This is a genomic window from Enterobacter sp. 03-F-07-AD-ECC (assembly GCF_047530935.1).
GTDB classification, from domain to species: domain Bacteria; phylum Pseudomonadota; class Gammaproteobacteria; order Enterobacterales; family Enterobacteriaceae; genus Enterobacter; species Enterobacter cloacae.
This window is the reverse complement of the sequence record NZ_JBLKBZ010000004.1, coordinates 195,462-217,510: the sequence shown is the minus strand read 5'-3', so window position 1 is coordinate 217,510 and position 22,049 is coordinate 195,462. Positions and strand designations below refer to the sequence as shown.

22 protein-coding genes and 1 pseudogene are annotated in these 22,049 nt (G+C 66.4%); 5 read left to right on the top strand and 18 right to left on the bottom strand.

From position 1 onward, the window contains the following. Positions 1 to 70 precede the first annotated feature (70 nt). The 17 genes from ACMWKA_RS08320 to ACMWKA_RS08240 all read right to left on the bottom strand — a co-directional run bounded on the left by ACMWKA_RS08320 (position 71) and on the right by ACMWKA_RS08240 (position 15,492). The gene (locus ACMWKA_RS08320; RefSeq protein WP_003454887.1) at positions 71 to 868 is read right to left on the bottom strand and encodes a hypothetical protein; all 798 of its coding nucleotides are present in this window, start codon (positions 866 to 868) and stop codon (positions 71 to 73) included. Positions 869 to 1,160: 292 nt separating this feature from the next. Continuing rightward, a complete protein-coding gene (locus tag ACMWKA_RS08315; protein WP_016451644.1) occupies positions 1,161 to 1,877 on the bottom strand; it encodes a hypothetical protein in 717 nt (238 codons plus the stop codon). Between the two features lie 80 nt (positions 1,878 to 1,957). Next, the gene (locus tag ACMWKA_RS08310; RefSeq protein WP_004265538.1) at positions 1,958 to 2,422 is read right to left on the bottom strand and encodes a hypothetical protein; all 465 of its coding nucleotides are present in this window, start codon (positions 2,420 to 2,422) and stop codon (positions 1,958 to 1,960) included. A gap of 103 nt (positions 2,423 to 2,525) precedes the next feature. Next, a complete protein-coding gene (locus ACMWKA_RS08305) occupies positions 2,526 to 2,918 on the bottom strand; it encodes a hypothetical protein (protein WP_003454890.1) in 393 nt (130 codons plus the stop codon). 25 nt (positions 2,919 to 2,943) lie between these two features. Next, on the bottom strand, positions 2,944 to 3,195 hold the full coding sequence (locus tag ACMWKA_RS08300; protein WP_003454891.1) for a hypothetical protein: 252 nt from the start codon (positions 3,193 to 3,195) through the stop codon (positions 2,944 to 2,946). A gap of 805 nt (positions 3,196 to 4,000) precedes the next feature. Next, positions 4,001 to 6,016 (bottom strand): DNA topoisomerase III, encoded by a 2,016-nt coding sequence (locus ACMWKA_RS08295; RefSeq protein WP_004265528.1) that lies wholly within the window; start codon positions 6,014 to 6,016, stop codon positions 4,001 to 4,003. Between the two features lie 277 nt (positions 6,017 to 6,293). Beyond that, positions 6,294 to 6,743 carry a single-stranded DNA-binding protein gene (locus ACMWKA_RS08290; protein WP_003454893.1) on the bottom strand — a complete coding sequence of 150 codons (450 nt, stop codon included), beginning with the start codon at positions 6,741 to 6,743 and terminating at the stop codon, positions 6,294 to 6,296. Then, positions 6,740 to 7,291 (bottom strand): DUF3158 family protein, encoded by a 552-nt coding sequence (locus tag ACMWKA_RS08285; RefSeq protein WP_004265525.1) that lies wholly within the window; start codon positions 7,289 to 7,291, stop codon positions 6,740 to 6,742. Before ACMWKA_RS08285 ends, ACMWKA_RS08290 begins: the two co-directional genes overlap by 4 nt. Further along, positions 7,288 to 8,067 carry a PFL_4669 family integrating conjugative element protein gene (locus ACMWKA_RS08280; RefSeq protein WP_004265522.1) on the bottom strand — a complete coding sequence of 260 codons (780 nt, stop codon included), beginning with the start codon at positions 8,065 to 8,067 and terminating at the stop codon, positions 7,288 to 7,290. The genes ACMWKA_RS08285 and ACMWKA_RS08280 overlap by 4 nt, the downstream gene beginning before the upstream one ends. A gap of 229 nt (positions 8,068 to 8,296) precedes the next feature. Then, on the bottom strand, positions 8,297 to 9,547 hold the full coding sequence (locus ACMWKA_RS08275) for an STY4528 family pathogenicity island replication protein (protein ID WP_020306388.1): 1,251 nt from the start codon (positions 9,545 to 9,547) through the stop codon (positions 8,297 to 8,299). A 3-nt stretch (positions 9,548 to 9,550) separates the two neighbouring features. Further along, positions 9,551 to 10,111: a DUF2857 domain-containing protein gene (locus ACMWKA_RS08270; protein WP_003454899.1), complete on the bottom strand. Its 561-nt coding sequence runs from the start codon at positions 10,109 to 10,111 to the stop codon at positions 9,551 to 9,553. Positions 10,112 to 10,123: 12 nt separating this feature from the next. Further along, positions 10,124 to 11,785 (bottom strand): ParB family protein, encoded by a 1,662-nt coding sequence (locus ACMWKA_RS08265; protein WP_037004480.1) that lies wholly within the window; start codon positions 11,783 to 11,785, stop codon positions 10,124 to 10,126. After that, positions 11,778 to 12,035: a hypothetical protein gene (locus tag ACMWKA_RS08260; RefSeq protein WP_003454921.1), complete on the bottom strand. Its 258-nt coding sequence runs from the start codon at positions 12,033 to 12,035 to the stop codon at positions 11,778 to 11,780. The genes ACMWKA_RS08265 and ACMWKA_RS08260 overlap by 8 nt, the downstream gene beginning before the upstream one ends. Next, positions 12,019 to 12,885 (bottom strand): ParA family protein, encoded by an 867-nt coding sequence (locus ACMWKA_RS08255; RefSeq protein WP_004265510.1) that lies wholly within the window; start codon positions 12,883 to 12,885, stop codon positions 12,019 to 12,021. The genes ACMWKA_RS08260 and ACMWKA_RS08255 overlap by 17 nt, the downstream gene beginning before the upstream one ends. 40 nt (positions 12,886 to 12,925) lie before the next feature. After that, complete coding sequence (locus ACMWKA_RS08250; protein ID WP_003454927.1) at positions 12,926 to 13,144, bottom strand: AlpA family transcriptional regulator; 219 nt, start codon at positions 13,142 to 13,144, stop codon at positions 12,926 to 12,928. Between the two features lie 141 nt (positions 13,145 to 13,285). Continuing rightward, complete coding sequence (locus ACMWKA_RS08245) at positions 13,286 to 14,044, bottom strand: hypothetical protein (protein WP_003454930.1); 759 nt, start codon at positions 14,042 to 14,044, stop codon at positions 13,286 to 13,288. A 539-nt stretch (positions 14,045 to 14,583) separates the two neighbouring features. Next, positions 14,584 to 15,492, bottom strand: a complete 909-nt coding sequence (locus ACMWKA_RS08240; protein WP_012761385.1) for a LysR family transcriptional regulator — start codon at positions 15,490 to 15,492, stop codon at positions 14,584 to 14,586. Positions 15,493 to 15,631: 139 nt separating this feature from the next. On the opposite strand from ACMWKA_RS08240, the pseudogene ACMWKA_RS08235 reads away from it, so the two are divergent. Further along, positions 15,632 to 16,061 (top strand): annotated as a pseudogene (locus tag ACMWKA_RS08235) (IS66 family transposase); the annotation flags it as partial. 37 nt (positions 16,062 to 16,098) lie between these two features. Here ACMWKA_RS08235 and ACMWKA_RS08230 read toward each other — a convergent pair. Beyond that, positions 16,099 to 16,476, bottom strand: coding sequence for an IS110 family transposase (locus ACMWKA_RS08230; protein WP_016451639.1), 378 nt, complete (start codon positions 16,474 to 16,476; stop codon positions 16,099 to 16,101). Between the two features lie 283 nt (positions 16,477 to 16,759). On the opposite strand from ACMWKA_RS08230, the gene mads1 reads away from it, so the two are divergent. The 4 genes from mads1 to cls all read left to right on the top strand — a co-directional run bounded on the left by mads1 (position 16,760) and on the right by cls (position 22,034). Then, the gene (gene mads1, locus ACMWKA_RS08225) at positions 16,760 to 17,041 is read left to right on the top strand and encodes a methylation-associated defense system helix-turn-helix domain-containing protein MAD1 (RefSeq protein ID WP_003454941.1); all 282 of its coding nucleotides are present in this window, start codon (positions 16,760 to 16,762) and stop codon (positions 17,039 to 17,041) included. Positions 17,042 to 17,073: 32 nt separating this feature from the next. After that, complete coding sequence (locus tag ACMWKA_RS08220) at positions 17,074 to 17,643, top strand: Hsp20/alpha crystallin family protein (RefSeq protein WP_016451637.1); 570 nt, start codon at positions 17,074 to 17,076, stop codon at positions 17,641 to 17,643. 93 nt (positions 17,644 to 17,736) lie between these two features. Further along, on the top strand, positions 17,737 to 20,586 hold the full coding sequence (gene clpK / locus ACMWKA_RS08215; RefSeq protein ID WP_016451636.1) for a heat shock survival AAA family ATPase ClpK: 2,850 nt from the start codon (positions 17,737 to 17,739) through the stop codon (positions 20,584 to 20,586). A gap of 17 nt (positions 20,587 to 20,603) precedes the next feature. Then, positions 20,604 to 22,034: a cardiolipin synthase gene (cls, locus tag ACMWKA_RS08210; protein ID WP_016451635.1), complete on the top strand. Its 1,431-nt coding sequence runs from the start codon at positions 20,604 to 20,606 to the stop codon at positions 22,032 to 22,034. The last annotated feature ends 15 nt before the right edge of the window (positions 22,035 to 22,049 follow it).

Below are 22,049 nucleotides of genomic sequence, written 5' to 3'. Positions count from 1 at the left end.
TGGTCTCCAACGGTGAAGGAAGAAGGTTTCCCGCCGCGAGGACGGGAAGCCGCTTGGGGACGTGAGGGGATCAGTGCTGGACGGGCTTGCGACCGGACAGGCGCTGTACGCGGATGAGGCGCCAGCTCCCGTCGTCGATCAGCCGCTCCAGCACCTGGCCCAAGGTGTCGAAGAACACTTCATCGACCCGCTCGACCAGCTCGCCTTCGCGATGCAGCTCCACCGCGTAGGTGTCGAGGCCGCGTTCGTAGAGCACGGTGACGCGCCCCTGGAACTTCGCCGAAGCGACGGTGAAGCCGATGGCCGGCGGCGTGGCGATGATGTTGCTGGGGCTCGGATCGACCACCGTGAAGTCCCGCGCGCCGGCATCCACCAGCAGGTGCGTGATGCGGCGGAATCCATCGGGCGCGGGCAACTGCTCCAGTTGGTGGATCAGCTCCTGCAGCTCGGGGCACTGCGGCTCGGGGATCGGCAGCTTGGCCGGCGCGGAACCCAGGATGAGCCGCTTCACCGTGTACGGCTGGCCGTCGGCGGTGAACTCAGTGCTCTCCTCGGGCGTATCCGCGCGCAAGCCGTCGAAGCGGCGCCGCGCATACGGTTCGACCTGCACCTTGGCGCCTTCGTCGGGCACGTCGGTGACGAGGGCCTTGTCGAGCACCGCGAACTCGGCCCGCCCCGTCTTGACGACGATGGCCTCGTCGGTGGTGGCGATGACCTTGCCCTCGAAGGGCTTGGGATCAACGTGGAAGCCCAGCGTCGAAACCTTGGGCTGGCCGTCGAAGATGTTGAACTTGAAGCTGCGGACGTTGGAAGGCACGTGGCCGCGAACCAGCGTCGGCATCTGTGCGCGGATGGCTTGGGTATCCATGGAAGACTCCTTGTGGCAACCAAGGGACTTCCGCCCGCAAGGGAGGTGTGTCCCTTGGGGGTGAGGTGGATGGACGCGACATGCGCCCGGAGAAGGAATAGCAACCAGCACGGCGAACCGTGCCGCAGCCTCGAAGGTCTCGACTGCCTGGGCATGCTTGCCGGCAACGCCAGCGAACATGCGAGCAGCGTGCGTCAGGCGTGGGCCAGCGACGCGGGGGAATCGGCACTGCGCGTCCACCGGCTTCGTCCAGAAAGAATACGAGCCCCGCGTGGGGGCTCGAAAGGTGGTGTCAGTCGTCGTAGATCGGCAGGCCGTCCAGCACCTGCGCATCGGCATCGAAGACCAGCATGCGCACGTCGGCGAGCGCGGCCAGGTGCAGCACGTGCATGAGGGATTCCGGCATGCCCTTCTTGCGATGCTCCTGCATCAGCCGCTTGGCCGTGATGCCTTCGACCGCGCGCAGGTTCTCGTCGGTCCAGGGCGTGGCGATCAGCTTCAACCCGATGGCCGGGCCGTACGGGATGCGGAAGGCGACGAACAGGAACAGCGTCGGCGTGGCGATGTCCGCCAGTTCGGCGAGGAAGCGGTGTGCGTCGGCGTCGAGGTGCGCGCTGCTGATTTCCCAGCACCGGCTGTAGTAGCCGGTTTCATAGCGCAGGCGCCGCACGACTTCCCGCGCCGCTTCTTCGGAGTAAGTGTCGCCCACGTGCAGTGGCTTGCCGTCTTCCTCGGCCATCACGGCATAGACCACGTTGCGGGCGAGCCCGTGGCTGCGGCATTGCGCCTGCAACTCGTTGGGGACCACCTGGTCCTCGGTGATCAGCACGAAGTCGTCCGAGAAGATGCAGGCCCGCCGTTCGACCTGGCTGTCCGGCAGATTCGACTGCGAAGGATGCAGCGGCAGGTAGGTCAGCGGGCAGTCGTCGTCGTAGGAGATGGCGAGCAGCCGCTGGACGGACAGGCCGTCGTAGCCGCGGACAAAGGGATTGTTGTTCGAGTAGGACATGGGATTTCTCCAGCAGGGGATGGCCGAGGCAATCCCCTGCTGGGGATTGAACCCCAGCGGGTGGATGAAGTGGCAGCCGGTCAGCCGGCAGCGGTAGAGGACGGGTCGCCCAGCGCCTTCAACAGGTCGAGCAGGCCGCCATTCGCAAGCTGGTACAGGCGGTTGTAGTCGTCGCCGGTCGGCGCCTGCTCCAGGCGATCCAGCCGCGCATCCAGGTTGAGGATGCTCTGGTGCACGTTGCGGGCGATGCTCAGCGCGGAAGGTTTTCCGGCCGGCTTAGGTGCATCGAGCACCGAAAGGACTTCAGCGGGCGATGGGTAGCGGCAGTCGGGTCCGTACTCGACCGGGAACACCTCGCGCCCGGTCAATCCGGTATTCGGGGTTCCGCTGCTGACATGCAGCACATACTCGTCGGGCACATCATTGCCGGCGTAGTCGAACACCACGATGCGCGGCTTGCGCACGTCGGCCGGCCAGCCTTCAAGGATGACCGCATCGATGTCGTCGTCGGTCACGAGCAGACCGATGGAAAAGTCAGGGGACATGAATCACTCCTTTCAAGAAAAGGAGGGACATGGCCCCATGCAGGGACGCATGTCCCTCGTGGGGTGGGAAGAAAAGAAGAACGTCGGCAGGCCGCAGCGCGGCTCACCAGCCGTTGTAGTTCAGCGTCAGGTCGGCGACGACCTTGCGCCGTTCCAGGTCGAGGCCGCCCAGGTCGGACAGACCCTCGAAGCCGCAACGCTTGAGCATCGCACCGCCCTCGCGGGCGTTGTAGAAGCTCACCATCGCGGACAGGAACATCCGCTGGCCGCTGCTCAGGACGCCGAGGGCATCGTTGAGCATCAGCAGCTTCGGCCGCAGATCCCACTTGGTGGTGGCACGCTGCAGGCCTTCGCGGGTGCCGTCGCCGAACCATTCGGCTCCGGCGATGTCGACGCCGCGTTTCCACGCCTCGAAGAAGGCTTGGGGCGCGGCGGCGAAGTGCTGGTGTTCCAGCTCGATCTGATCAAGTACCTCTTGAGGCAGGGCACGGTTCATGACATGGGCTCCTGGTGGTTGGACATCACGGGTGGAGGCGCTGCTGCCAGCGGCCCGTTTGCAGGGCGTGCTCGGCGGCGTGGTGCGAGCGGAAGTAGCTGACCGACTCCCGCGAGACCGGGCCGTCCGCATCGGCGGTGCCGATGTAGTGGCCGGCTGCGCTGCACAGCACTTGCAGGGGCAGGCGCTTGCCGACGCAGGCCAGGGCCTGGTAGCCGATGGATTCGGCTCGGGCCTGTTCAGCACTCAAAGGTGCCGATGCGAGCGCAAGGGACATGGTTTTCTCCTGTTGGTTGAAGACCGGGAGCACCACGCCCTGACGGGAGCGGATACCTCCCGAAGGGTTGAACATGAAAAGCACCCGCGTCGTGGCGACGCGCGTCCGCGGTGGTCGGTGCGAAGCGGACTGGATCGGTCAACGCGGCGAACCGCGTTGCAGCCTTGAGGACCGGGGCTGCCAGGGCATGGTGCTGACGACCGTCAGCGACACATGCGGGAAGAATGAAAGCGCGGCGGCACTCCGTCGCTGATCAAACGGAACCGAACGCCGTCCAGTTTGGGCCGAGCGCTGGCAAGAGCAGCGATGCACGATTCCGTTCGCCCACGACAAAGGCGCCGAAGCCTCGCAAGGCTTCGGCTGGAGAGAAATCAATCCACCTGTGGGCTGCAAGCAGGCCAGGCCATCGTCAAAGCCATTCGCTGCGTCAGCAATCTCACCCGGCCCGTTTCGTGGCTGGGGGCCGGAATCCTCTGGCGTGCATCCACACACAAAGGGAGCCCGTTGTTCCGCCGGCGGGCACCGGCACCGAATACCGTCGACCGCAAGCGGTCTCCTGGCGCCTCGCAGTTTTGCACACCAAGGCGTCAGGAGACCGCTCGCGTATCGGCGGAAGCACCTCGATCAGGGGAACCGCGGCGAACGCGATCCGGGGAGAAATGACCTTCTCGCCCAGCAGGCCGTGATGGGCCTGCAGGACGCGCACACCGTTGCAGAAGGGAACGCGCGCTGGGGAGTCCCGCGGGGTGCGGGAGGTTTGCCCCGCCGTCGGCAGCAGCCGGCGTGGCAGAGGGAAACGTGGGCGTCAGCTCGCCTTCGGAGACCGACGCCGCGGGCTTGGCGCTGCGGGCTTGCCTGTCGCGGTTTCGACCGGCTCCGTGCCCTTGCAGTCCGGGTAGCGGCTGCACGACCAGAACGCGCCGTTCTTGCCAGTGCGCTGGCGCATCGGGGCGCCGCACTGCGGGCAGCTCGGCGCGGGCGGCAGCTTGAGGGGGAGCGTTGCGCCGCGGTACTGCTGCACGAGCTGGGCGACCCAGGCCGATTGCTTGGCGATGAAGGTGTCCAGCGTCATCTGGCCGGCCTCGATCATGTCCAGCGCCTGCTCCCACACCGCCGTCGTGCCCGGATCGGCGATGGCCGCCGGCACCGCGTCGATCAGCGTGAAAGCCGCATCCGATGCGCGGATGGCACGGCCCTTCTTCACAAGATAGCCGCGTGCCAGTAAGGCGCTGATGACGTTGGCGCGCGTGGCCTCGGTGCCGATGCCCGTGGTGTCCTTGAGCTTCTGCTTCAGGCGTGGGTCGGTCACGAGCTTGGCGACGCCCTTCATGGCTTTGACCAGCTCGCCCTGCGTGTAGGGCTTGGGCGGCAGCGTCTTCAACGCCTTCAGATCGACCTGGCCGACCTGGCAGGAAGCTCCAGCACGCAGCGCCGGCAGCACCTGGCCGCGCTGCGCTTCCTCGCCGTCCGCGTCGTCGGGCTCCGGCGCCGCCAGTACCTGGCGCCATCCGGCCACCGCGATCTGCTTACCGACCGCGACCAGCGACTGCCCGCCGCACGTAAGCTGCGCCACCGTCCGGTCGAATTCGTGGTGCGGCAGGAACTGCGCGAGGTAGTGGGCGCGGATCAGCCTGTAGACGGCCAGCTCCTTGTCGCTCATCGCCGAGAGGTTCGCCGGTTCCAGCGTGGGAATGATGCCGTGGTGCGCCGTGACCTTGCCGTCGTTCCAGGCCCGCGAACGCTGCTGGCGATCCAGGCGGTCGATCAGCGGGCGCAGGCCGGGGTCGGTCTTGAGCAGGCTGTCGAGTACGGTGGGCACCTCGGCCAACATGCTCTCGGGCAGGTAGCCTGAGTCCGAGCGCGGATAGGTGGTCGCCTTGTGCGTCTCGTACAGCGCCTGGGCAATGTCCAGCGTCTCCTGCACGTCCAGACCCAACTGCTTCGAGCACACCTCCTGCAGCGTGCCGAGGTCGAACGGCAGCGGCGGCCCTTCGCGCACGCGCTCTGTTTCCACCGACAGCACCTGGGCGGCACCGGCCGCGCGCAGGCGCTCGGCAGCCTGCTGCGCCACCGGCTGTTGCAGGCAGCGGCCGGCGTCGTCGGTGCTGCCCTGCGGCGGCGTCCAGCTTGCGACGAAGGACTGGCCCGCATGTGAGAGTGCAACCTCGATGGCCCAGAACGGCACCGAAACGAAACGCGCGATCTCGCGGTCACGGTCCACCACCAGCTTGAGCGTCGGTGTCTGCACGCGCCCGACCGACAGCACGCCGGTGTAGCCGGCCTGGCGCCCGAGCAACGTGAACAGGCGGCTCAGGTTCATCCCGATCAGCCAGTCGGCACGCGATCGGGCGAGCGCGGAGAAGTAAAGCGGCAGCGTCTCGGCGGACGGCTTGAGCGTGCCCAGGGCCTTGCGGATCGACGCATCGTTGAGCGCCGACAGCCACAGGCGCTGGATCGGGCCGCGGTAGCCGCACAGCTCGATGATCTCGCGGGCAATCATCTCGCCCTCGCGGTCGGCGTCGGTCGCGATCACCAGTTCGCCCGCCTTGGCGACGAGCTGCTGCACGACCTTGAACTGCGCCGCGGTCGCCGCCTTGGGCTCGACACGCCAACGCTCGGGAAGAATAGGCAGTTGCTCGATGCCCCAGCGCTTGTACTGCTCGCCGTAGCCTTCGGGCGGAACCGCTTCGACCAGATGACCGATGCACCAGGTCACGACGACACCCGCACCGCTGTAGCAGCCGTTGCCGCGTTGGCCGGCGCCCAGCACACGGGCGATGTCCTTGCCCTGGGACGGCTTCTCGCACAGGAACACGCGCATGAAGCCTCCTTGGAAGTGTGCGGTCATCGGATGGCCCCAGCTTGGCCGGGCCAGCGGATGACGGCAGCAAGGAAGCCGATTGGCGCAGACACCGCTTTGTGATCGGCAGGCGATGCGTTGCCGCAGCGGCATGCGCGAAGCCGCAACGGCTGGCGCAGCGGGAGCGTCGTTTCGGGAGGGCGGCTGGAACCCGGTGGAACACCCTGGAGCTATCCCCTGGGGATAGCTGGTGCATGGCGGGCGTCTGACGGTTGCTACAGCCGCCCCCTGCGGGGAATCAGCCCTTGGCCTTGGTTTCCTTCGACGCCTTCGTCCCCTTGGTCTCCTTCGGCGGCGGTACTGCGGCCTCGGGTTCCAGCGTCCTGGCGCTGAGGGTCACGGCCTGGATGCGGTACGGCAGAATGCCGATGCGGCGGGCCTCGATCTTGAAGGTCGTGCGCTCGTTGTCGTCGGCGTCCTCCCACTCGTCCTTCACCGTGCGGCCTTCTACCAGCACGCGCATGCCCTTCTGGTACAGGTCTTTCCAGTGGTCGGCGTCGCGGTGCCACAGCTCCACCGGCGCCCAGAAGCCGCCGCGGTCCTCGAATTCACCGTCCTTCTTTGGGATCGGGTTGTCGAAGTAGACGTTCAGGCGCAGCAGCCGGCGCGGCTCGTCGTTGCCGTTAGGGAATTCGCGATAGTCCGGCGCGGAACCGATGTTGCCCTCGCCGACGAAGTGCGTGCTCATGGAGACTCCTTGGGGGTGGTGGATGGAACCGACGCGGCATGCCCGTGGACACGTCGCAGGTAAGCCGCTTCGGCCTGCGCGGCCTTGCTGGCGCACTCCTGGGCCTGGCGGCCCAGCGTGTGAAGGAGGCTGATCTGCATGTTCAAAGCGATGCGCTGCAGCTCCATCGCGTACAGGTCGTCGATCAGCGAGGCCGGCGTCGCCGGGCGGTCGAGCAGCGATTCCCACAGCGCCACGCCCATGGAAGAACGGTCGTGGTTGCGCCAGCGCAGGAAGGTCGTGCCTGCGCCAGTGGTCTGCTGGGCCAGTTGCACGTCGAGCAGCGAGAAGGGGTAGGCCCGCGCCTGTTGCAGCACGCGCCGCTGCGCCAGCCCGATTAAGTCGTCGCGCAGCGCCGTGCACTGGTTGGCCCAGGCCTCCAGACTCCCCTTACCTTTAAAAGGCTGTAAAAGGCCTTTTAGGTAGGAGCCGTGTTCCAGGCGCTGGAAGTCCGCCTGTTCCAGCGGCAGGAAGCGCGCCGGTTGGCCGTTGGAAGACGATGCTGTCATGCCTTCGTGCCTTCGCCGTCATGGTCGTGGTCGTCGTCCGCCACGTCGGCTGCGCCAGCGCTGGGTGCGGCATCCGCGGCTTTACCAGGCTTGCCCGACCGCCGTGCGATCGGTGGCGCAAAGCGCGAGCGGCGCGTGCCTTCGAGCACGTCCTGCGGCAACTCGCCGAACTTCTCCAGCGCCGCCCGCGCCACCGCGTTCTTCGAGGCGAAGTCGTCGCGCGTCGCGCCGGAGTAGCGGTACTGCTGTGCCAGCGAGAACAGGCTGCGCAGCGCATGCGCGCCGTCGTTGAGCCAGCGTTCCAGCGTGCTGCGGTCGATCAGCGCGGTGTGGTGGGCGAGGATCAGCTTGCGGGCCAGGTCGTCGTAGTCGGCCAGCAGGTACACCGCTATGAAGCCGAGCTGCGCATTGACGAACAGCGGCAGCTTCACGGGCTGCACGTTCATGTTCTCGCCCAGCGACAGCGCGGGCGGCACGTCGGCCAGCGCCTGGTCCACCTGCTCACGCAGCGCCTGCAAGCTGTCCTTGGTCTGCGTCAGCTTGTCCTCGATGCGCAGCATCCAGAAATCCGAGTAGGGATCGTCCTGCTCGGCGCCGCGCTTCATCTTGTTCATCACGCTGATGTAGCCGTTCAGGCCGATGATCCCGGGCCGGCCCTCGGCAGGCGCTCGGCCATGCCAGATGCGTGAAGCGTGGTGGGTGTGCAGCGTCAGCGACATCGCGCTGCGCAGCGATCCGAGATTCAACTGCAGGGGCGGCTGGGATTCATTGGCCATGGTGACGACTCGCGGTACGGGAACGAGCCGCCAGCATCGGCATCGCCCGGAAGGGCGTCAGTCAACAAACCGCAGCGGGTGCGCTCCCGGTTGTCGCCCCGGAAGGTCGCGTGTTCCGTCTATCCCCAGGGGATAGGTCCGCGCCGGGCTGCGACCGTGCGACGCATGACAGAACCGAAGCCGATGCCTGGAAGGCTTCGTGTCCCAGCTATCCCCTGGGGATAGCTGCTCAGGAATCGCCCAGGGTTGAACGCAGTTTCGCCAGGTAGGCCCGCGCTGCCTCGCGGCCAGGGCCGTTCGGCGCGGGCGGTGGCGGTGCAGACGGTGCCGGTGCGGCTGGCCGTGGCGGCGGCGCAGGCGGCGTCGATGGCGAACCGCCTTCGCCGGCCCAGGCCTTGAACTCGCCGCGCATCGCCTTCTGGATGATGCCGAACAGATAGCCGGCCGGGTTGCGTACCGCGCTTTTGCGGCAGCGCGCATCCCATTCGTCCAACACCGCCTGCCGCAGCGACTCGTCCACCTGCTGCAAGGCCACCATCGCGCCGCTTTGCTGCTCGTCCTTCAAGCGCAGCAGGCGCTCGGGCAGGCGCAGGTGCTGCAACGACTTCGCGCGCGGTACTGTACGTACTTGATTTATACGATCCATACGTACAGTACGGTCCTCCTTCGGATTCCGAAGTGAGCCGTCTGGCGCGGATTTCAGCCCTGCTTCGGATTCCGAAGACGGGCCTTCGAGATTCCGAAGCAGGCCGTCCTGGCCTTCTTCGGATTCGTGATCCACAGGCGCTTGTGGATAACTCGCGTCCGCCCATTCGTTGCGCGCCATGCGCTGTGCCAGCACCTGCAGCCGCGTGGGCAGCGTGCGGCCGTTGAGCATCGGGTCTTCGGCGATCTCGCGCAGGGTGTTCATGCCGACGATCTGCACCGCCTTCGCCGCATGGGTCAGCGCCTGGCTGACCAGGCCGAGGTAGTCGGGGTCGAGCTGCATCGCCTCGAAGGGTGTCAGCGGTTCGTCGTGCAGCACGTAGAGGTTGCTCAGGATGCGCCCGGTCTTCGGGTCGCGGCGCCGTCGCACCAGGCTCAGCCAGCGCGTCAGCCGCAGCAGCGTCAAGGCGCGCGCCACGGTCTCGTGCGAGGCCTGCGCCGCGCAGGGCATCGAGGCGAGGTAGGGGCGAAGCTGGTCGTAGGTCGGGAACGCCGTCACGCCGTCGCTCTGGAGCTGCAGGCGGAGCACCTGCCAGGCGTTGCGCTCCAGCGGCGTCAGGCGCCGGTCGAGGAACAGCGCACGCGGCACGCTCTCGTGCCGGTTGCCGCTGTAGAGGAAGCCGTCGCTGACCGGCGCGGCCGGCAATGCAGCAGCAGCGCCGCGCGGGGCTGGCGGTGTCGGTGGTGCCCGTGGCACCAGTTCCCGCAGCGCGTCGTCGAACAGTGCCGACAGCGCCACGGGGCCATCGCGCCGGGGTGCGCCGCCGGTCGCCATGGCCTACACCAGCCCCTGGTCGATCCAGTTGCGTATCGCCGACCAGATCACCGACATCGGCAGGTTCAAGGTCTCGGCCAGGTCCATGGTCAGCGTCAGCATCGCCACCTCATCGTCCAGCGCGATGCCGCGCTCCATGACGCCGGCCTTCCACTGCTTCCACAGCGCCGTGTCCTGCGCCTCGTCCAGCACCGGATGCCGCCCCTTGCGCTTGGGCAGGCCGAGGATGTCGCGGCGCAGGGCCACCTCCTGGTGCGTAAGCCCGTAGAAGCGGCTGACCATCTCCGTGCTGGCGCCCAGGCGCAGCATGCGGTCGACCGTCGCGATCTCTCGCTCCACGTCGTGCACTTGGCTCAGCAGCCGCTTCAGCACATCGCGGTTCACCGACACCGAACACCACGACACCGTGGCGTTCACCAGCATGCTCACGAGTTCGGGGTGCTTGAGCGCGTCCAGCTCCTCCTCGCCGAAGCCCATCGCCTTGCAGCGCCGCAGTTGCCCATTGCGCAGGTCGTGCAGCGCCTGTGCGATGACGGCCTGGTTGAGCGGATGCGGTGCCGACATGATGGCCTCTGCTCAGGCGCCGTGGCCGGGGTTGCTGAAGGCCGCGCCGGTCTCCAGATCCAGCAGCCGGCGCGCCATGCGCAGCAGCCGGAACAGCTTTACCAGCCCGGCATCGCTCAGGCGCGGATATGCGCCGCCGCCATGCAGCAAGGCCGCAAGGTCGTCGGCCAGCCGGGCGCCATCGAAGCCGGGGGCGGGTCGGGGCGCGGCGCACAGCGCATGCAGCAAGGTCAGCACCGCACACGCGAACGGAGGCAATGCGCGCACCGCCGGGGGCGCCACGCAGACGAAGCCCATGCCGCCTTCGCTGGGTTCGACCTGCCCGGCCACGTCGGCTTCCTCGGCGATCTCGCGCGCGAACTGTGCGATGTGCACCCGCAGCCGATCCGGCACATCCAGGCCGGGCTCGATGTACCAGACATCCGAGATGGGGTAGAGCCCGCCCGCCTGCACAGGGATCGCGCGCAGCGCGTCGGCCTCGAAGTCGGGCAGCTTGTCGCCCATCTGATCGGCCACCATGCGCTGGATGGATTGCAGGCGTTCGGTGGTCGGGGCCGGGGACACGATGTGACCCTGCAGGCGTTCGTCATCCTGCTGCATGCCCTTGTCGCTGGCGGCCGGCGTGGAACCGGCCTGCGCAGCCTGGCCAGGGCCAGGCTCCGACGACTGCACCGAGGGGCCGGGCGGCAGCGAAGGCGGTGACGGTGGTCGCGGTGGCCCGGCCGGCACCGCAGGTCTTGCCGCCTGCAGCGGCGCAGGATCGCTGGTCAATGCGCGCTGCCGGCTCTCGCTGTCGTCGATTTCCAGGCTCAGCGTGTCGTAGTCCGCTTCCAGCAGCTCGGCCATCTGGCCGACCAGCTCGTCCTGCACACGCTGCGGTGAGAAGTTGTCGGGCTGCGTGTCGAACTGCGCCAGCAGGTCCTGGAACAGCGTAGCGAAGTCCATCGACAGGTTGCGCCTCAGGGCATGCCGCTCCCAGGTGCGTTCGCAGGCCTTGCGCAGCACCGCGAGCCGTTCCACCTGATGCCGGCCGAGCCCGCCGTACAGCAGCGTGGGGATCGCCGGGAGCAGGTAGTGCACGGCGTCCTGCATGCGGCTGATGTGCGACTGCGGCAGCGGGAAGCCATCGGCCGTAAGCCGCCGCGCCAGCTCGCTCTGCGACAGCGGCTGGCCGCTGTCCCGCCCCATTTCCTGCTCGTAGAACTCGCGCGCCTTCTCCACGCCCAAGGCCCGCTCGATGAAGCTGAGCCCGCCGCGCAACTCGTTCTCGGCCAGGTGCCCGGTCAGCATCACCACTTCGCCGCGCTGCGGCCACGGGCGGAACAGGCAGGGGATGCGGAAGAACCGTTCGTCTTTCGTCTCGCTCCACAGCTCGCGCAGGATCGCCAGGCGCGTGTTGCCGCCGTTGCGGATGATGTAGTGCGGTTCGCCGGGCCGGCGCGTGATCGCGGGCGGCGCATCGAGCCCGCGTTCGCGGATCGAGGCCTTGATGTCCTCGTAGGCCGGGTTGCGCGTCACGCGCGGGTCGTGGTCGTAGGGGCGCAACTGGTCCAGCGTCACCACCATCGGCGTGTCGGCGATGGGGTCGCTCAGGGCCGCGACCGAAGGGCCGTTGCGCTCGAAGCCCGAGGCCAGCAGATTGGCGGCCATGTCCTGCGGCGTCAGGTCAGCCACGGCCATTCTCCTGAGATGCTGCAACACCCTGGGCCGCCTGTCGGTCGGCGCGGCGAAGCTGCGCACGGGCGTTGCGCTCGGCGCGGTGGTCGCTCGCCGTCGAGCTGGTGTAGATCGGCGCGCAGCCTTGCTTCGTGAACAGCAGGTGCCCGCCGCGGGTGCGCACCACCTTCCAACCTTCTCCCAGGGCGAACTCGATCAGCCCTCGCAGCCGCTTGTGGCCGCGGGCCAGGTCATGTGCGCTGGCCATGGCCGGCCCCTCCCGCGTCGCCTCGGCCGGTGACGAGCGCAAAGCGCTCCTGCCACGCCGGGAACAGCTCGCCGGCCAGCGCGCGCATGGTCTCCAATGCGGCAGGTGCCGTGCGGCCCGCCGGCTGGCGGTATTCCACCCGATGCACCGGCAGTCCGCGCGTCGCGGCGCGCGGATAGGCTTCAATCGCCGGCACGTCGGTGTCCAGCACGCGCACGCCAGGCTGCTCCTGGAATACCTGACGCAGCGCCTGCTGGATCAGCCGCGCATTCGACGACACCGGATGCACGCGGTTGATGAGCAGGTGCAGCGGCGGCGGCTCGATGCCGAGGTGGCGGTACGGCGCGATGTCCTCGATGAGTTGCAGCGTGCCGCGCCGCAGCTCGCGCGCCGCGAGGATTTCCGGCGTCACCGGCGAAAGCGCCAAGTTCGAGGCCAGCACCGCCATCTCCAGCAGCACGCTGCGCGCGCCCTGGGTGTCGATCAGCAGCAGGTCGTAGTGCGGCGCCAGCGTGGGCAGCAGGTGGCGCAGCCGCAATCTGCCATCGGGCGCGTGCAGCAGCAGCGTGTTCAGCTCGCCGCGGTCGTCGTTCGAGAGCACCAGGTCAAGCCGCTCGATCGCGGTGCGCGACACCAGTTGCTCGGCGCGCTGCTCGTTGTAGGCCAGCATCTCGTAGATCCCGGCCGGCGCGCGCTCGGCCAGCGTGAAGTAGCTCGACAGCGTGGGCTGCACGTCCAGGTCCAGCAGCAGCACGCGCAGCCCGGTGTCGGCTGCGAAGCCGCCCAGGTTGGCCGCCGTCGTGGTCTTGCCGACGCCGCCCTTGGTCGAAATGATGGACACCACCTGCATGGGCCTCTCCCGGTTGAATGGCATGTACCGAGGAAAAGCGTCAGGCGCGCTCATCGAGGCGATCGGCGATCCATTGCTCGACCTCCGCCGAGTCCCAGCCCACGGCGCGCACGCCCAAGCGCAGCGCCTTGGGGAACTTGCCTTCTTTCATCAGGCTGTAGATATGCGCGCGCTTGAAGCCGGTTTTGGCCTCGACTTCGGCGCGACGCAGGATGCGGTGCTCGGCCGGCACTGCCGGCGCGGTGGTCTGCGAAGACATGAGAGACACTCCTTGACGCTCACTGGCGCTGTTCGGAAAGTGCCTCGTATTCAATACACCGCGGTCGCCGAAATCACTGCAATTGCAGAAGCAGCGACTGCAATTGCAGTGCGCCGCATCGGCATCATGCTGGCCGCGTCGTCAGCGCGACGCCTCCAGGTGGCGCCGCGCCTGCGCGAGCTTGCTCCACAGCGTCCGCTCGCTGAGACCCGGCCGCCCCTCATGGTGTGCGATCAGCGCGCTGACCACGGCATCCATGCTGCGGAACGACGAATAGGCCGCGCCTGACGGCGAATTGCCCAGCAGCAGCGTCAGCAGTCCGCCGATGATGTTGAGGTAAGTCGTCTCGCTGCGCAGGCCAGGCTCGCGCGCCTGTTCGTCGTTGGCCGCGCGCGTGGCATGTTCCTTCGCCAGTGCTTCGTGCGCGGTGCGCAGCGTTTCATGCACCAGGGCAAGTTCGGCAAGTTGCGACTTCGCTGCTTCGCGATCGGCCAGCAGAATGTTGAGCGTGTCCACGCTCACCGCCGGATGCACCGCGCGTTCGATGCCGTCAAACAAAAACCCCGGCCGATCGCCGGGGTAGAACTGCGACATCCACGCTTTCAAGTCCACGTGGCGCACGGTCAGCTCGGGGTCGTCGAGCGCCGGCCGCTGCGAGTCCAGCACGATGCCGGCCTTGCCACCGGGCAATTCGCCATGCGTCAGCGCGTCGAAGATGCGCTCGGCATACAGGCGCAGCAGCGGCCAGCGCGGGAATTCGCCGGGCTCCGGCATGGCACGCTGCTCCAGCGCTTCCAGAATACGCTGCTCGAAGCGCAGGAGACCGCACCAGCGGACGGCCGCCTCGATCGGTCGGTAGTACGTCTTTGCGCCAAAGGCGTGGCTGCTCGATTTCGGCATATCGCGCTCTTCCCATCGTCGGATCGACACATGGCAAGCGCGCGCGGCCCACATGGGCGCAGCGATTGCCCAAAGAACCCGATGAAGCGCGAGCCGGTCGGCATCGTGGTGGACGTTGGGTGCGGCGATGTCGCCGAGCGTTACGCAGGGGGCAAACCTTCTTGCGGTGCCCGCTACACCTCAACCATAATGCACCTGCGAAAAATCTTGTTACCGGCGCAACGGTCTGAAAAGCCGCGCATCCAAGTTCGATCAGGAAGGGATGCTGCGCTTTACCGGAAAACCAGGGCAAAGTTTTCGTAGGAATACGGGCGGGGTAAAGCGCCAATGCGACTTCCGGCTGAGCCGGTTTGCATCCAGCAAGGGCTCATGCGTTCTGCGTCACTGCTGTGACCTCGACAGCTTGAAGGTGCCTTGCTTGATGCCGGGTGGATAGGCCCGATTCGCCATCCATGCCCGTGACGCAAAAGGTCGGCCGCCGATGCAATGCGGGTCAAGGTCCAGACCGAAAGGGAATCGTACCGTCCAAAATCCCCGCGTCACATCGGGCGTTGATCGGTGCCTTGCGGGCGTCCGACACGCTCCACGCGGTCGATGAACTGCCGCAGCGGCTCCATGATTTCGCCTTCGGGTCGCAGTAGATAGGTCGTCAGCGAAGCGGTCTCGTCGGCCAGCGGCCGCACGACGACATCGGCCTGATGGCAACCCGCCAGATGCGCCGCGCTCGAAAAGCCCACGCCGTAGCCGGCGGCCACGAGGGCCAGCATCAGGGAATGGGTCTTGACGTACTCGGCTACCGTCGGCTGCGCATCCACCGTGCGGAGCAGCCGTTCGCGCTGCCGGCTGCAACCTTCGCAGACCTGGGGATCGCACAGCACCAGCGGATAGCTCGCCACTTCCTCCAGCGGCACTTCCTTGAAAGCCAGCAGCGGATGCCTGGCGGGCAAAGCCACCACCAGCGGGTCTCGCCACACCGGCATGGCGACGATGCCGGCGTCCATTTCACCAGCCAATGCAAAACCTGCGTCATACAAGTCGTTGCGCAGTCCAGTCACCAACTGCGCCAGTGGCGTTTCAAATATCCGAATGCCGACCTGTGGTGCCTCCTCGCGGCAAAGCGCAAGCAACGCCGACAAGCGGGCCTGCCCCATGTCACCAGATAGTGCGATGCGCAGCGTGTTCCGCTGGTTCGCTGCGGCGCGTGCCTTGGTCTGCGCTTGCTCGAAGGCCAGCAGTACGCGCCGGGCTTCTTCGAGGAAGACCTGTCCCGCCGGTGTGAGACGAACACTGCGTGGCAAGCGGTTGAGCAGCGGCACCCCTAAATCCGCCTCCATCTGGCGGATCGTGCGCGACAGTGGAGACTGTTCGATGTGCAGCCGTCGAGCAGCCCGGCCGAAGTGCAGTTCCTCGGCTACGGCGATGAAGCAGCGAAGATGGCGTAAGTTCATGCTTTCTCCCTACCGATGTGATCAGTCCATATCATCGTAGGGAGCCGAATAGTGCGGAGGATTCACCTCTGTATCGAGATGAGAGCCATCCTGGGGGGTGATGCTCGGATGCTTTTCGCCCATGTCAGCGCCTACGGCGAAGCTCTCGTTCGAGATCGCCCAGCTGCGACGCCTGAAGTTCGGCAAGAAGAGCGAGCAGCTCGATGCCGAACAACGCGCGCTGTTCGACGAGGCTCTGGACGCCGACCTTGCCGCGGCTGAGGCGCAGCTCCAGGAACTGCTGGGCAAGAAGAAGCCGCCGGCTACGCCTGGCGCGATGCCTAAGCGCACCGCCTTGCCGGCGGACCTGCCGCGCGTGGACTGCCACCACGAGCCCGAGAACACTCGCTGCGCGTGCGGCTGTGCGCTCAAGCGCATCAGCGAGAAGCTGGACAACACACCGGGCGTATTCACGGTAGAGTGCCACATCCGCGGCAAGTGGACCTGCGCACAGGTGCCGAACGCTGACCCAGGCGCCAGTCCCGGCGGAGATCATCGCCAAGGGCATCCCCACCTCCGGGCTGCTCACGTAGGTGCTGGTCGCAAAGGACTCCGACCATCTGCCGCTTACACGGTCGTCCCTAGGCAAGCAGGAATCAGCTGCGTGAGTGAATCGGGAGGTTTGCGCAGCTGATGGGTGGTCAGCAGCGTCTGCGCCGGCGGCTTCACCGGCACGAAGCGCATGTGCGGGCGGGTTGCCGCCTCGCAGATCGCTGCGGCATCGGCCGCACCGTTCTTGCGTCCCTTGCCGGCCATGCGGTAGCGCGTGACGAAGTGGCCTGCAATCAGCCGCGCATCCAGCCCATAGCCGCGCAGCTTGCGTGCCCAGTGATGCGCACCGCCGCAGGCCTCCAGGGCCACCAGGCAGCCGGGAGGCAGCTCCACGCACCAGGCCGCAAACTTGTCAGCGGCCAGCGCCTTGGCAACCACCACGCGCGCATCCACCGCATGCACCTAGATAACCCGCTTGGCCAGATCCACCCCGACTCGGGCAATCTCGTTCATGGACTTCCCCTTCACATGGCTACAGATTGACGACTTGGGGAGCACCATCGCGGCGGCAGCCAACATTTGTTTCCTCGCTGCTTACGATTGATTCACATCGATCGGCCAGCAGATCGCTGGATGTTGACTCTTGACTTTCGGCATTTTAGGCGCACTATCTTGCAAAGTCTTGCAAGAACTTCCTCGAGCGAGGCCGCGTGACGACGGAACATGTGGGGGTGGTATGACAGCGCGCCAGCAGGCGATCTTCACACTCGACGAGTTGGCTACCTACTTAAAGGTCGGCAAGCGGACGCTTTACCGGCTCGCCGCGCACGGGGAAATTCCGGCCTTCAAGGTCGGCGGGACGTGGCGGTTTCGTCAAAGTGAAATCGATCAATGGATCAATGATCAGATCCAAGCAGGCAGAAAGAAGGAGGTGATACGCACAGATGAGCAGCCGAAGTCAGCGAAACATCCCGTGTTGCCTGGGCGCGCTATCCATAGCCGCAGGCAAGCGGATTGAGTGAGTCTTCAATTGATTTCTGGAGGTATGACATGGACATTGATTTCAAGAAATTGGCTCCCTGGAACTGGTTCAAAAAGGAGCAGGAAGAACAACAGAGCACTGCCTCGCTGCCGGTGCAGCGCAATGACCTGCCGGTGGCGGGTGGGCCCGTCAGTCCCATCCTGCAATTGCATCGCGAGATCGACCGCCTGTTCGACGACGCGTTTCGAGGCTTCGGTTTCCCGACGCTGGCCATGCCACGCTGGCCGTCGGACTGGCCGGGCATGCTGAAGCCGGCGCTGGACATCCAGGAGACCGACAAGCAGTACAAGATCGCCCTGGAAGTACCCGGCATCGAGGAAAAAGACATCCAGATCACGCTCGACAACGACGTGCTGCTGGTGCGCGGTGAAAAGCGTCAGGAGCAGGAAAGCAAAGACGGTGGTTTCCACCGGGTGGAGCGCTCCTACGGCAGCTTTCAGCGCGCTCTGAATCTGCCGGCCGATGCCAACCAGGACACGATCAAGGCCGCTTTCAAGAACGGCGTGCTCACGATCACGATGGAAAAGCGCGAGGCCAGTACGCCCAAGCAGGGGCGCTCGATCCCGATCAACGGCTGACGCGGGGCAGCGCGTTTTTCTCAAAAACCACAAAGAGATGAGGCACCGTGATCGGCGGTGCCTCGTCAGATCAATCTTTACAGGAGCATCAGCATGGCCAGAAAACAATGCCAAGTCTGCGGCCAGCCCGCCACGGTGCGGGTGGAAGCCAATCTCAATGGTCGCCACAGCACCATGCTGTTGTGTGACGATCACTATCGCCAACTGGTGCGCCAGCAAAAGCGCACCGTCTCACCGCTGGAAGCCTTGTTCGGCTCGCGCAGCGGGCTGTTCGAAGACTTCCTTGGCAGCGACTTCTTCCGCATCGGTGACGACGCACCGTCCATGGCGGCCGATACCGACGAGGTCGTCGATGCCTCGTTCGGCGAACCCGCCCCGGCCGGTACGGGCACCGCGCGCCGTCGCGGCAGTGGGCTCGCCAGCCGTATCAGCGAACAGTCCGAGGCCCTATTGCAGGAGGCCGCCCGACACGCTGCAGAGTTCGGGCGCGCCGAAGTCGATACCGAACACCTGCTGCTGGCGCTATCCGACAGCGACGTGGTCAAGACCATCCTGGGGCAGTTCAAGATCAAAGTCGATGACCTCAAGCGCCAGATCGAATCCGAAGCCAAGCGCGGCGATAAGCCGTTCGAGGGCGAGATCGGCGTGTCGCCCCGGGTCAAGGACGCGCTCAGCCGTGCTTTCGTGGCCTCCAACGAACTCGGCCACTCTTATGTCGGGCCGGAGCATTTCCTGATCGGGCTCGCCGAGGAAGGCGAAGGTTTGGCGGCCAACCTGCTGCGCCGTTACGGCCTCACGCCGCAAGCGCTGCGCCAGCAGGTAAGCAAGGTGGTCGGCAAAGGGGCCGAGGATGGCCGCGCCGAGACGCCGACCAACACGCCGGAACTCGACAAGTATTCGCGCGACCTCACCAAGATGGCGCGCGAGGGCAAGCTCGATCCGGTCATCGGCCGCGCGCAGGAGATCGAGACGACCATCGAAGTGCTGGCCCGGCGCAAGAAGAACAACCCGGTGCTGATCGGCGAGCCCGGCGTCGGCAAGACCGCCATCGTCGAAGGGCTGGCGCAGCGCATGGTCGCCGGCGAAGTGCCCGAGACGCTGCGCGACAAGCGTCTGGTCGAACTCAACATCAACGCCATGGTGGCAGGCGCCAAGTACCGCGGCGAGTTCGAGGAGCGCGTGCAGAAGGTGCTCAAGGAAGTGACCGAGCACCAGGGTGAGCTGATTCTCTTCATCGACGAGGTGCACACCATCGTCGGTGCCGGCCAGGGTGGCGGCGAAGGCGGGCTGGACGTGGCCAACGTGTTCAAGCCGATGATGGCGCGCGGCGAGCTGAACCTGATCGGCGCCACCACGCTCAACGAGTATCAGAAGTACATCGAGAAGGACGCCGCGCTGGAGCGTCGCTTCCAGCCGGTGATGGTGCCCGAGCCGACGGTAGCGCAGACCATGATGATCCTGCGCGGCCTGCGCGACACGTTCGAGGCGCACCACAAGGTCAGTATCACAGAGGACGCGATCATCGCCGCCGCCGAGTTGTCCGACCGCTACATCACCGCCCGCTTTCTGCCCGACAAGGCAATTGACCTGCTCGACCAGGCGGCCGCACGTGTGAAGCTGTCGGCCACGGCCCGCCCAGTGGCCGTACAAGAGCTGGAGTCCGAACTGCACCAGCTGCGGCGTGAGCAGGACTATGTGGCCTCGCGCAAGCAGTACGACAAGGCCGCCGAGCTGGGCAAGCACATCGAGACCAAAGAGGCCGAACTCAAGAAGCTTGTCGAGGAATGGGAACGCGAGCGCGCCTCGGGTAGCGCCGAAGTCAAAGCCGAGCATGTCGCGCAGATCGTCTCGCGCCTGACCGGCATTCCGGTCAACGAGCTGACGGTGGAAGAACGCGAGAAGCTGCTGCATCTGGAGCAGCGGCTGCACGAGCGCCTGGTGGGCCAGGACGAAGCGGTGCGCGCGGTGGCCGATGCCGTGCGTCTGGCGCGCGCGGGCCTGCGCGAAGGCGGCAAGCCAGTGGCCACCTTCCTGTTCCTCGGGCCGACGGGTGTGGGCAAGACCGAGCTCGCCAAGGCGCTGGCCGAGTCCATCTATGGCGATGAAGGTGCTCTGCTGCGCATCGACATGTCCGAGTACGGGGAACGCCATACCGTGGCACGCCTGGTGGGGGCGCCTCCGGGTTACGTCGGCTACGACGAGGGTGGCCAGCTCACCGAGAAGGTGCGGCGCAAACCCTACAGCGTGTTGCTGCTGGACGAGATCGAGAAGGCTCACCCCGACGTCTACAACATCCTGCTGCAGGTGTTCGACGACGGGCGGCTCACCGACGGCAAGGGCCGGGTGGTGGATTTCACCAATACCATCATCATCGCCACCTCGAACTTGGGCTCGGACATCATCCAGCGTCGGCTGAAGGCCCGTGGCGCCGCCGGCGAGGAATACGAGAAGACCAAGGGCGAGGTGATGGACGTGCTGCGCGGACACTTCCGCCCCGAGTTCCTCAACCGCATCGACGAGATCATCGTCTTCCATGCGCTGGGCAAGGAGGAGATCCGCCATATCGTCGGCCTGCAGCTCGATCGTGTGGCCCGCAACGCCGCCAGCCAGGGCGTGACGCTGACCTTCGATCAGACCTTGATCGATCACTTCGCGGAGGAAGGCTACAAGCCCGAGTTCGGCGCGCGTGAGCTCAAGCGGCTGATCCGCAGCGAGCTGGAGACGGCACTGGCGCGCGAGATGCTGGGTGGCGGTATCGGCAAGGCCGATCACGCCAGCGCCCGCTGGGACGACAAGGCCGAACGGGTGGTCTTCGAGCGCCAGGAGCCACCCGCGAAGCCGGCCGAGCCTGAGAAGCCCGATGCCGCGAACGCGGCCGAGACGCCGCCGAGCGACGCGAGCAAGCCTGCGCGCAAGAAGAAGTCAGCGGGCGGCGAATCTTGAGTCATGGGGAGGCTGTCGTGTCCGACCCCAACGGGCTGACATGGGCAGCCACCCTCGTGTCGCTGGCGGTCGCTATCCCCACAGCGGGGCACGCGGTCATCTACAAGCGTGACCCTCGATCGGCCACGCTGTGGGTACTGCTGATCGCCTTGTTGCCGCTGGGCGGTTCGCTGCTGTATGGGCTGTTCGGCATCAACCGTTACCAGCGGCGGGCGCGGCGGCTCTTCCCGGGGGCAGATCCTGCTGTTCGGCAGGACCTCTCGCCCACGATGCCCGAGGCTGTATCGCCGCCGCTTGCCGGTCTGGCCCACCTGGTGGGACGCGCCACCGGCCAGTCGCTGACCAGCGGCAACCGCATCGAGCCGCTTGTCGATGGCGAGCAGGCCTACCCGGCCATGCTCGCCGCCATCGAATCGGCGCGGTACAGCGTCGCCTTGGCCTCGTACATCTTCGACAGCCAAGGCATCGGGGCGCAGTTCGTCGATGCGCTGCGCCGGGCTCATGAGCGCGGCGTGCAAGTGCGGGTGCTGATCGACGACGTGTATGCCCGCTGGACGCCCCGCAGCGCCTACCGCGCCTTGCAGCGCGCCGGCGTTCCGGCGGCGACGTTCAACCCGACGTTGATTCCCGCGCGCCTGCATGCCGCGCATCTGCGCAATCACCGCAAGCTGCTGGTGATCGATGGCGAGACGGGTTTCACCGGCGGCATGAACATCTTCAGCCCGTATTGGCGGCCCGATGCGCCGGGCCGGGCCTGTCACGATTTGCACTTTCGTCTGCGCGGGCCGGTGGTTGCGCATCTGATGCGGTGCTTCACCGACGATTGGTGCGATACCACGGGCGAGCGGCTCAACGAGGGTCTCTGGGGCGAACCGCCCGCAACGGCTGATGAGCAAGGAACCTCTTGGGCGCGCGGCATCGAGGCCGGTCCCGATGAGGCCCTGGACCGGCTGCGCTGGACCTTCATGGGCGCTTTGAGCGCGGCGAAGCATTCGGTGCGCATCTGGACACCTTACTTCGTGCCCGATCAGCCGATGATCGCGGCGCTAAGCACGGCCGCGTTGCGCGGCGTGCGTATCGACGTGCTGACGCCCGCAAACGGCGACCATCCCACGGTGCAATGGGCCGCACGCGCCCACTACTGGCAGGTGCTGGAGCACGGTATGCGCATCTTCGAACGGCCGGGCCCGTTCGACCACAGCAAGCTGATGCTGATAGACGGCCAGTGGTGCTGCCTGGGTTCGGCCAATTGGGATGCGCGCAGCCTGCGCCTCAACTTCGAGTTCAATGTGGAGGTGTACGACACCGCGCTGTCTACGCGGCTGGAATCCCTTTTTGATGCCGCCCGTGATGCATCGAACGAGATATCGGCCATGGCGTTGCGCGCCCGCCCGCTGGCCATCCGCTTGCGCGACGGGGTGGCCCGTCTGTTCACCCCCATTCTCTAGCGGCACGACTTGCGA

What these genes read in the sequence shown, in the direction of transcription:
- ACMWKA_RS08320 (WP_003454887.1), bottom strand. Translation starts at nt 868, where the DNA reads ATGGATACCCAAGCCATCCGCGCACAGATGCCGACGCTGGTTCGCGGC.
- ACMWKA_RS08315 (WP_016451644.1), bottom strand. Translation starts at nt 1,877, where the DNA reads ATGTCCTACTCGAACAACAATCCCTTTGTCCGCGGCTACGACGGCCTG.
- ACMWKA_RS08310 (WP_004265538.1), bottom strand. Translation starts at nt 2,422, where the DNA reads ATGTCCCCTGACTTTTCCATCGGTCTGCTCGTGACCGACGACGACATC.
- ACMWKA_RS08305 (WP_003454890.1), bottom strand. Translation starts at nt 2,918, where the DNA reads ATGAACCGTGCCCTGCCTCAAGAGGTACTTGATCAGATCGAGCTGGAA.
- ACMWKA_RS08300 (WP_003454891.1), bottom strand. Translation starts at nt 3,195, where the DNA reads ATGTCCCTTGCGCTCGCATCGGCACCTTTGAGTGCTGAACAGGCCCGA.
- ACMWKA_RS08295 (WP_004265528.1), bottom strand. Translation starts at nt 6,016, where the DNA reads ATGCGCGTGTTCCTGTGCGAGAAGCCGTCCCAGGGCAAGGACATCGCC.
- ACMWKA_RS08290 (WP_003454893.1), bottom strand. Translation starts at nt 6,743, where the DNA reads ATGAGCACGCACTTCGTCGGCGAGGGCAACATCGGTTCCGCGCCGGAC.
- ACMWKA_RS08285 (WP_004265525.1), bottom strand. Translation starts at nt 7,291, where the DNA reads ATGACAGCATCGTCTTCCAACGGCCAACCGGCGCGCTTCCTGCCGCTG.
- ACMWKA_RS08280 (WP_004265522.1), bottom strand. Translation starts at nt 8,067, where the DNA reads ATGGCCAATGAATCCCAGCCGCCCCTGCAGTTGAATCTCGGATCGCTG.
- ACMWKA_RS08275 (WP_020306388.1), bottom strand. Translation starts at nt 9,547, where the DNA reads ATGGCGACCGGCGGCGCACCCCGGCGCGATGGCCCCGTGGCGCTGTCG.
- ACMWKA_RS08270 (WP_003454899.1), bottom strand. Translation starts at nt 10,111, where the DNA reads ATGTCGGCACCGCATCCGCTCAACCAGGCCGTCATCGCACAGGCGCTG.
- ACMWKA_RS08260 (WP_003454921.1), bottom strand. Translation starts at nt 12,035, where the DNA reads ATGGCCAGCGCACATGACCTGGCCCGCGGCCACAAGCGGCTGCGAGGG.
- ACMWKA_RS08255 (WP_004265510.1), bottom strand. Translation starts at nt 12,885, where the DNA reads ATGCAGGTGGTGTCCATCATTTCGACCAAGGGCGGCGTCGGCAAGACC.
- ACMWKA_RS08250 (WP_003454927.1), bottom strand. Translation starts at nt 13,144, where the DNA reads ATGTCTTCGCAGACCACCGCGCCGGCAGTGCCGGCCGAGCACCGCATC.
- ACMWKA_RS08245 (WP_003454930.1), bottom strand. Translation starts at nt 14,044, where the DNA reads ATGCCGAAATCGAGCAGCCACGCCTTTGGCGCAAAGACGTACTACCGA.
- ACMWKA_RS08240 (WP_012761385.1), bottom strand. Translation starts at nt 15,492, where the DNA reads ATGAACTTACGCCATCTTCGCTGCTTCATCGCCGTAGCCGAGGAACTG.
- mads1 (WP_003454941.1), top strand. Translation starts at nt 16,760, where the DNA reads ATGACAGCGCGCCAGCAGGCGATCTTCACACTCGACGAGTTGGCTACC.
- ACMWKA_RS08220 (WP_016451637.1), top strand. Translation starts at nt 17,074, where the DNA reads ATGGACATTGATTTCAAGAAATTGGCTCCCTGGAACTGGTTCAAAAAG.
- clpK (WP_016451636.1), top strand. Translation starts at nt 17,737, where the DNA reads ATGGCCAGAAAACAATGCCAAGTCTGCGGCCAGCCCGCCACGGTGCGG.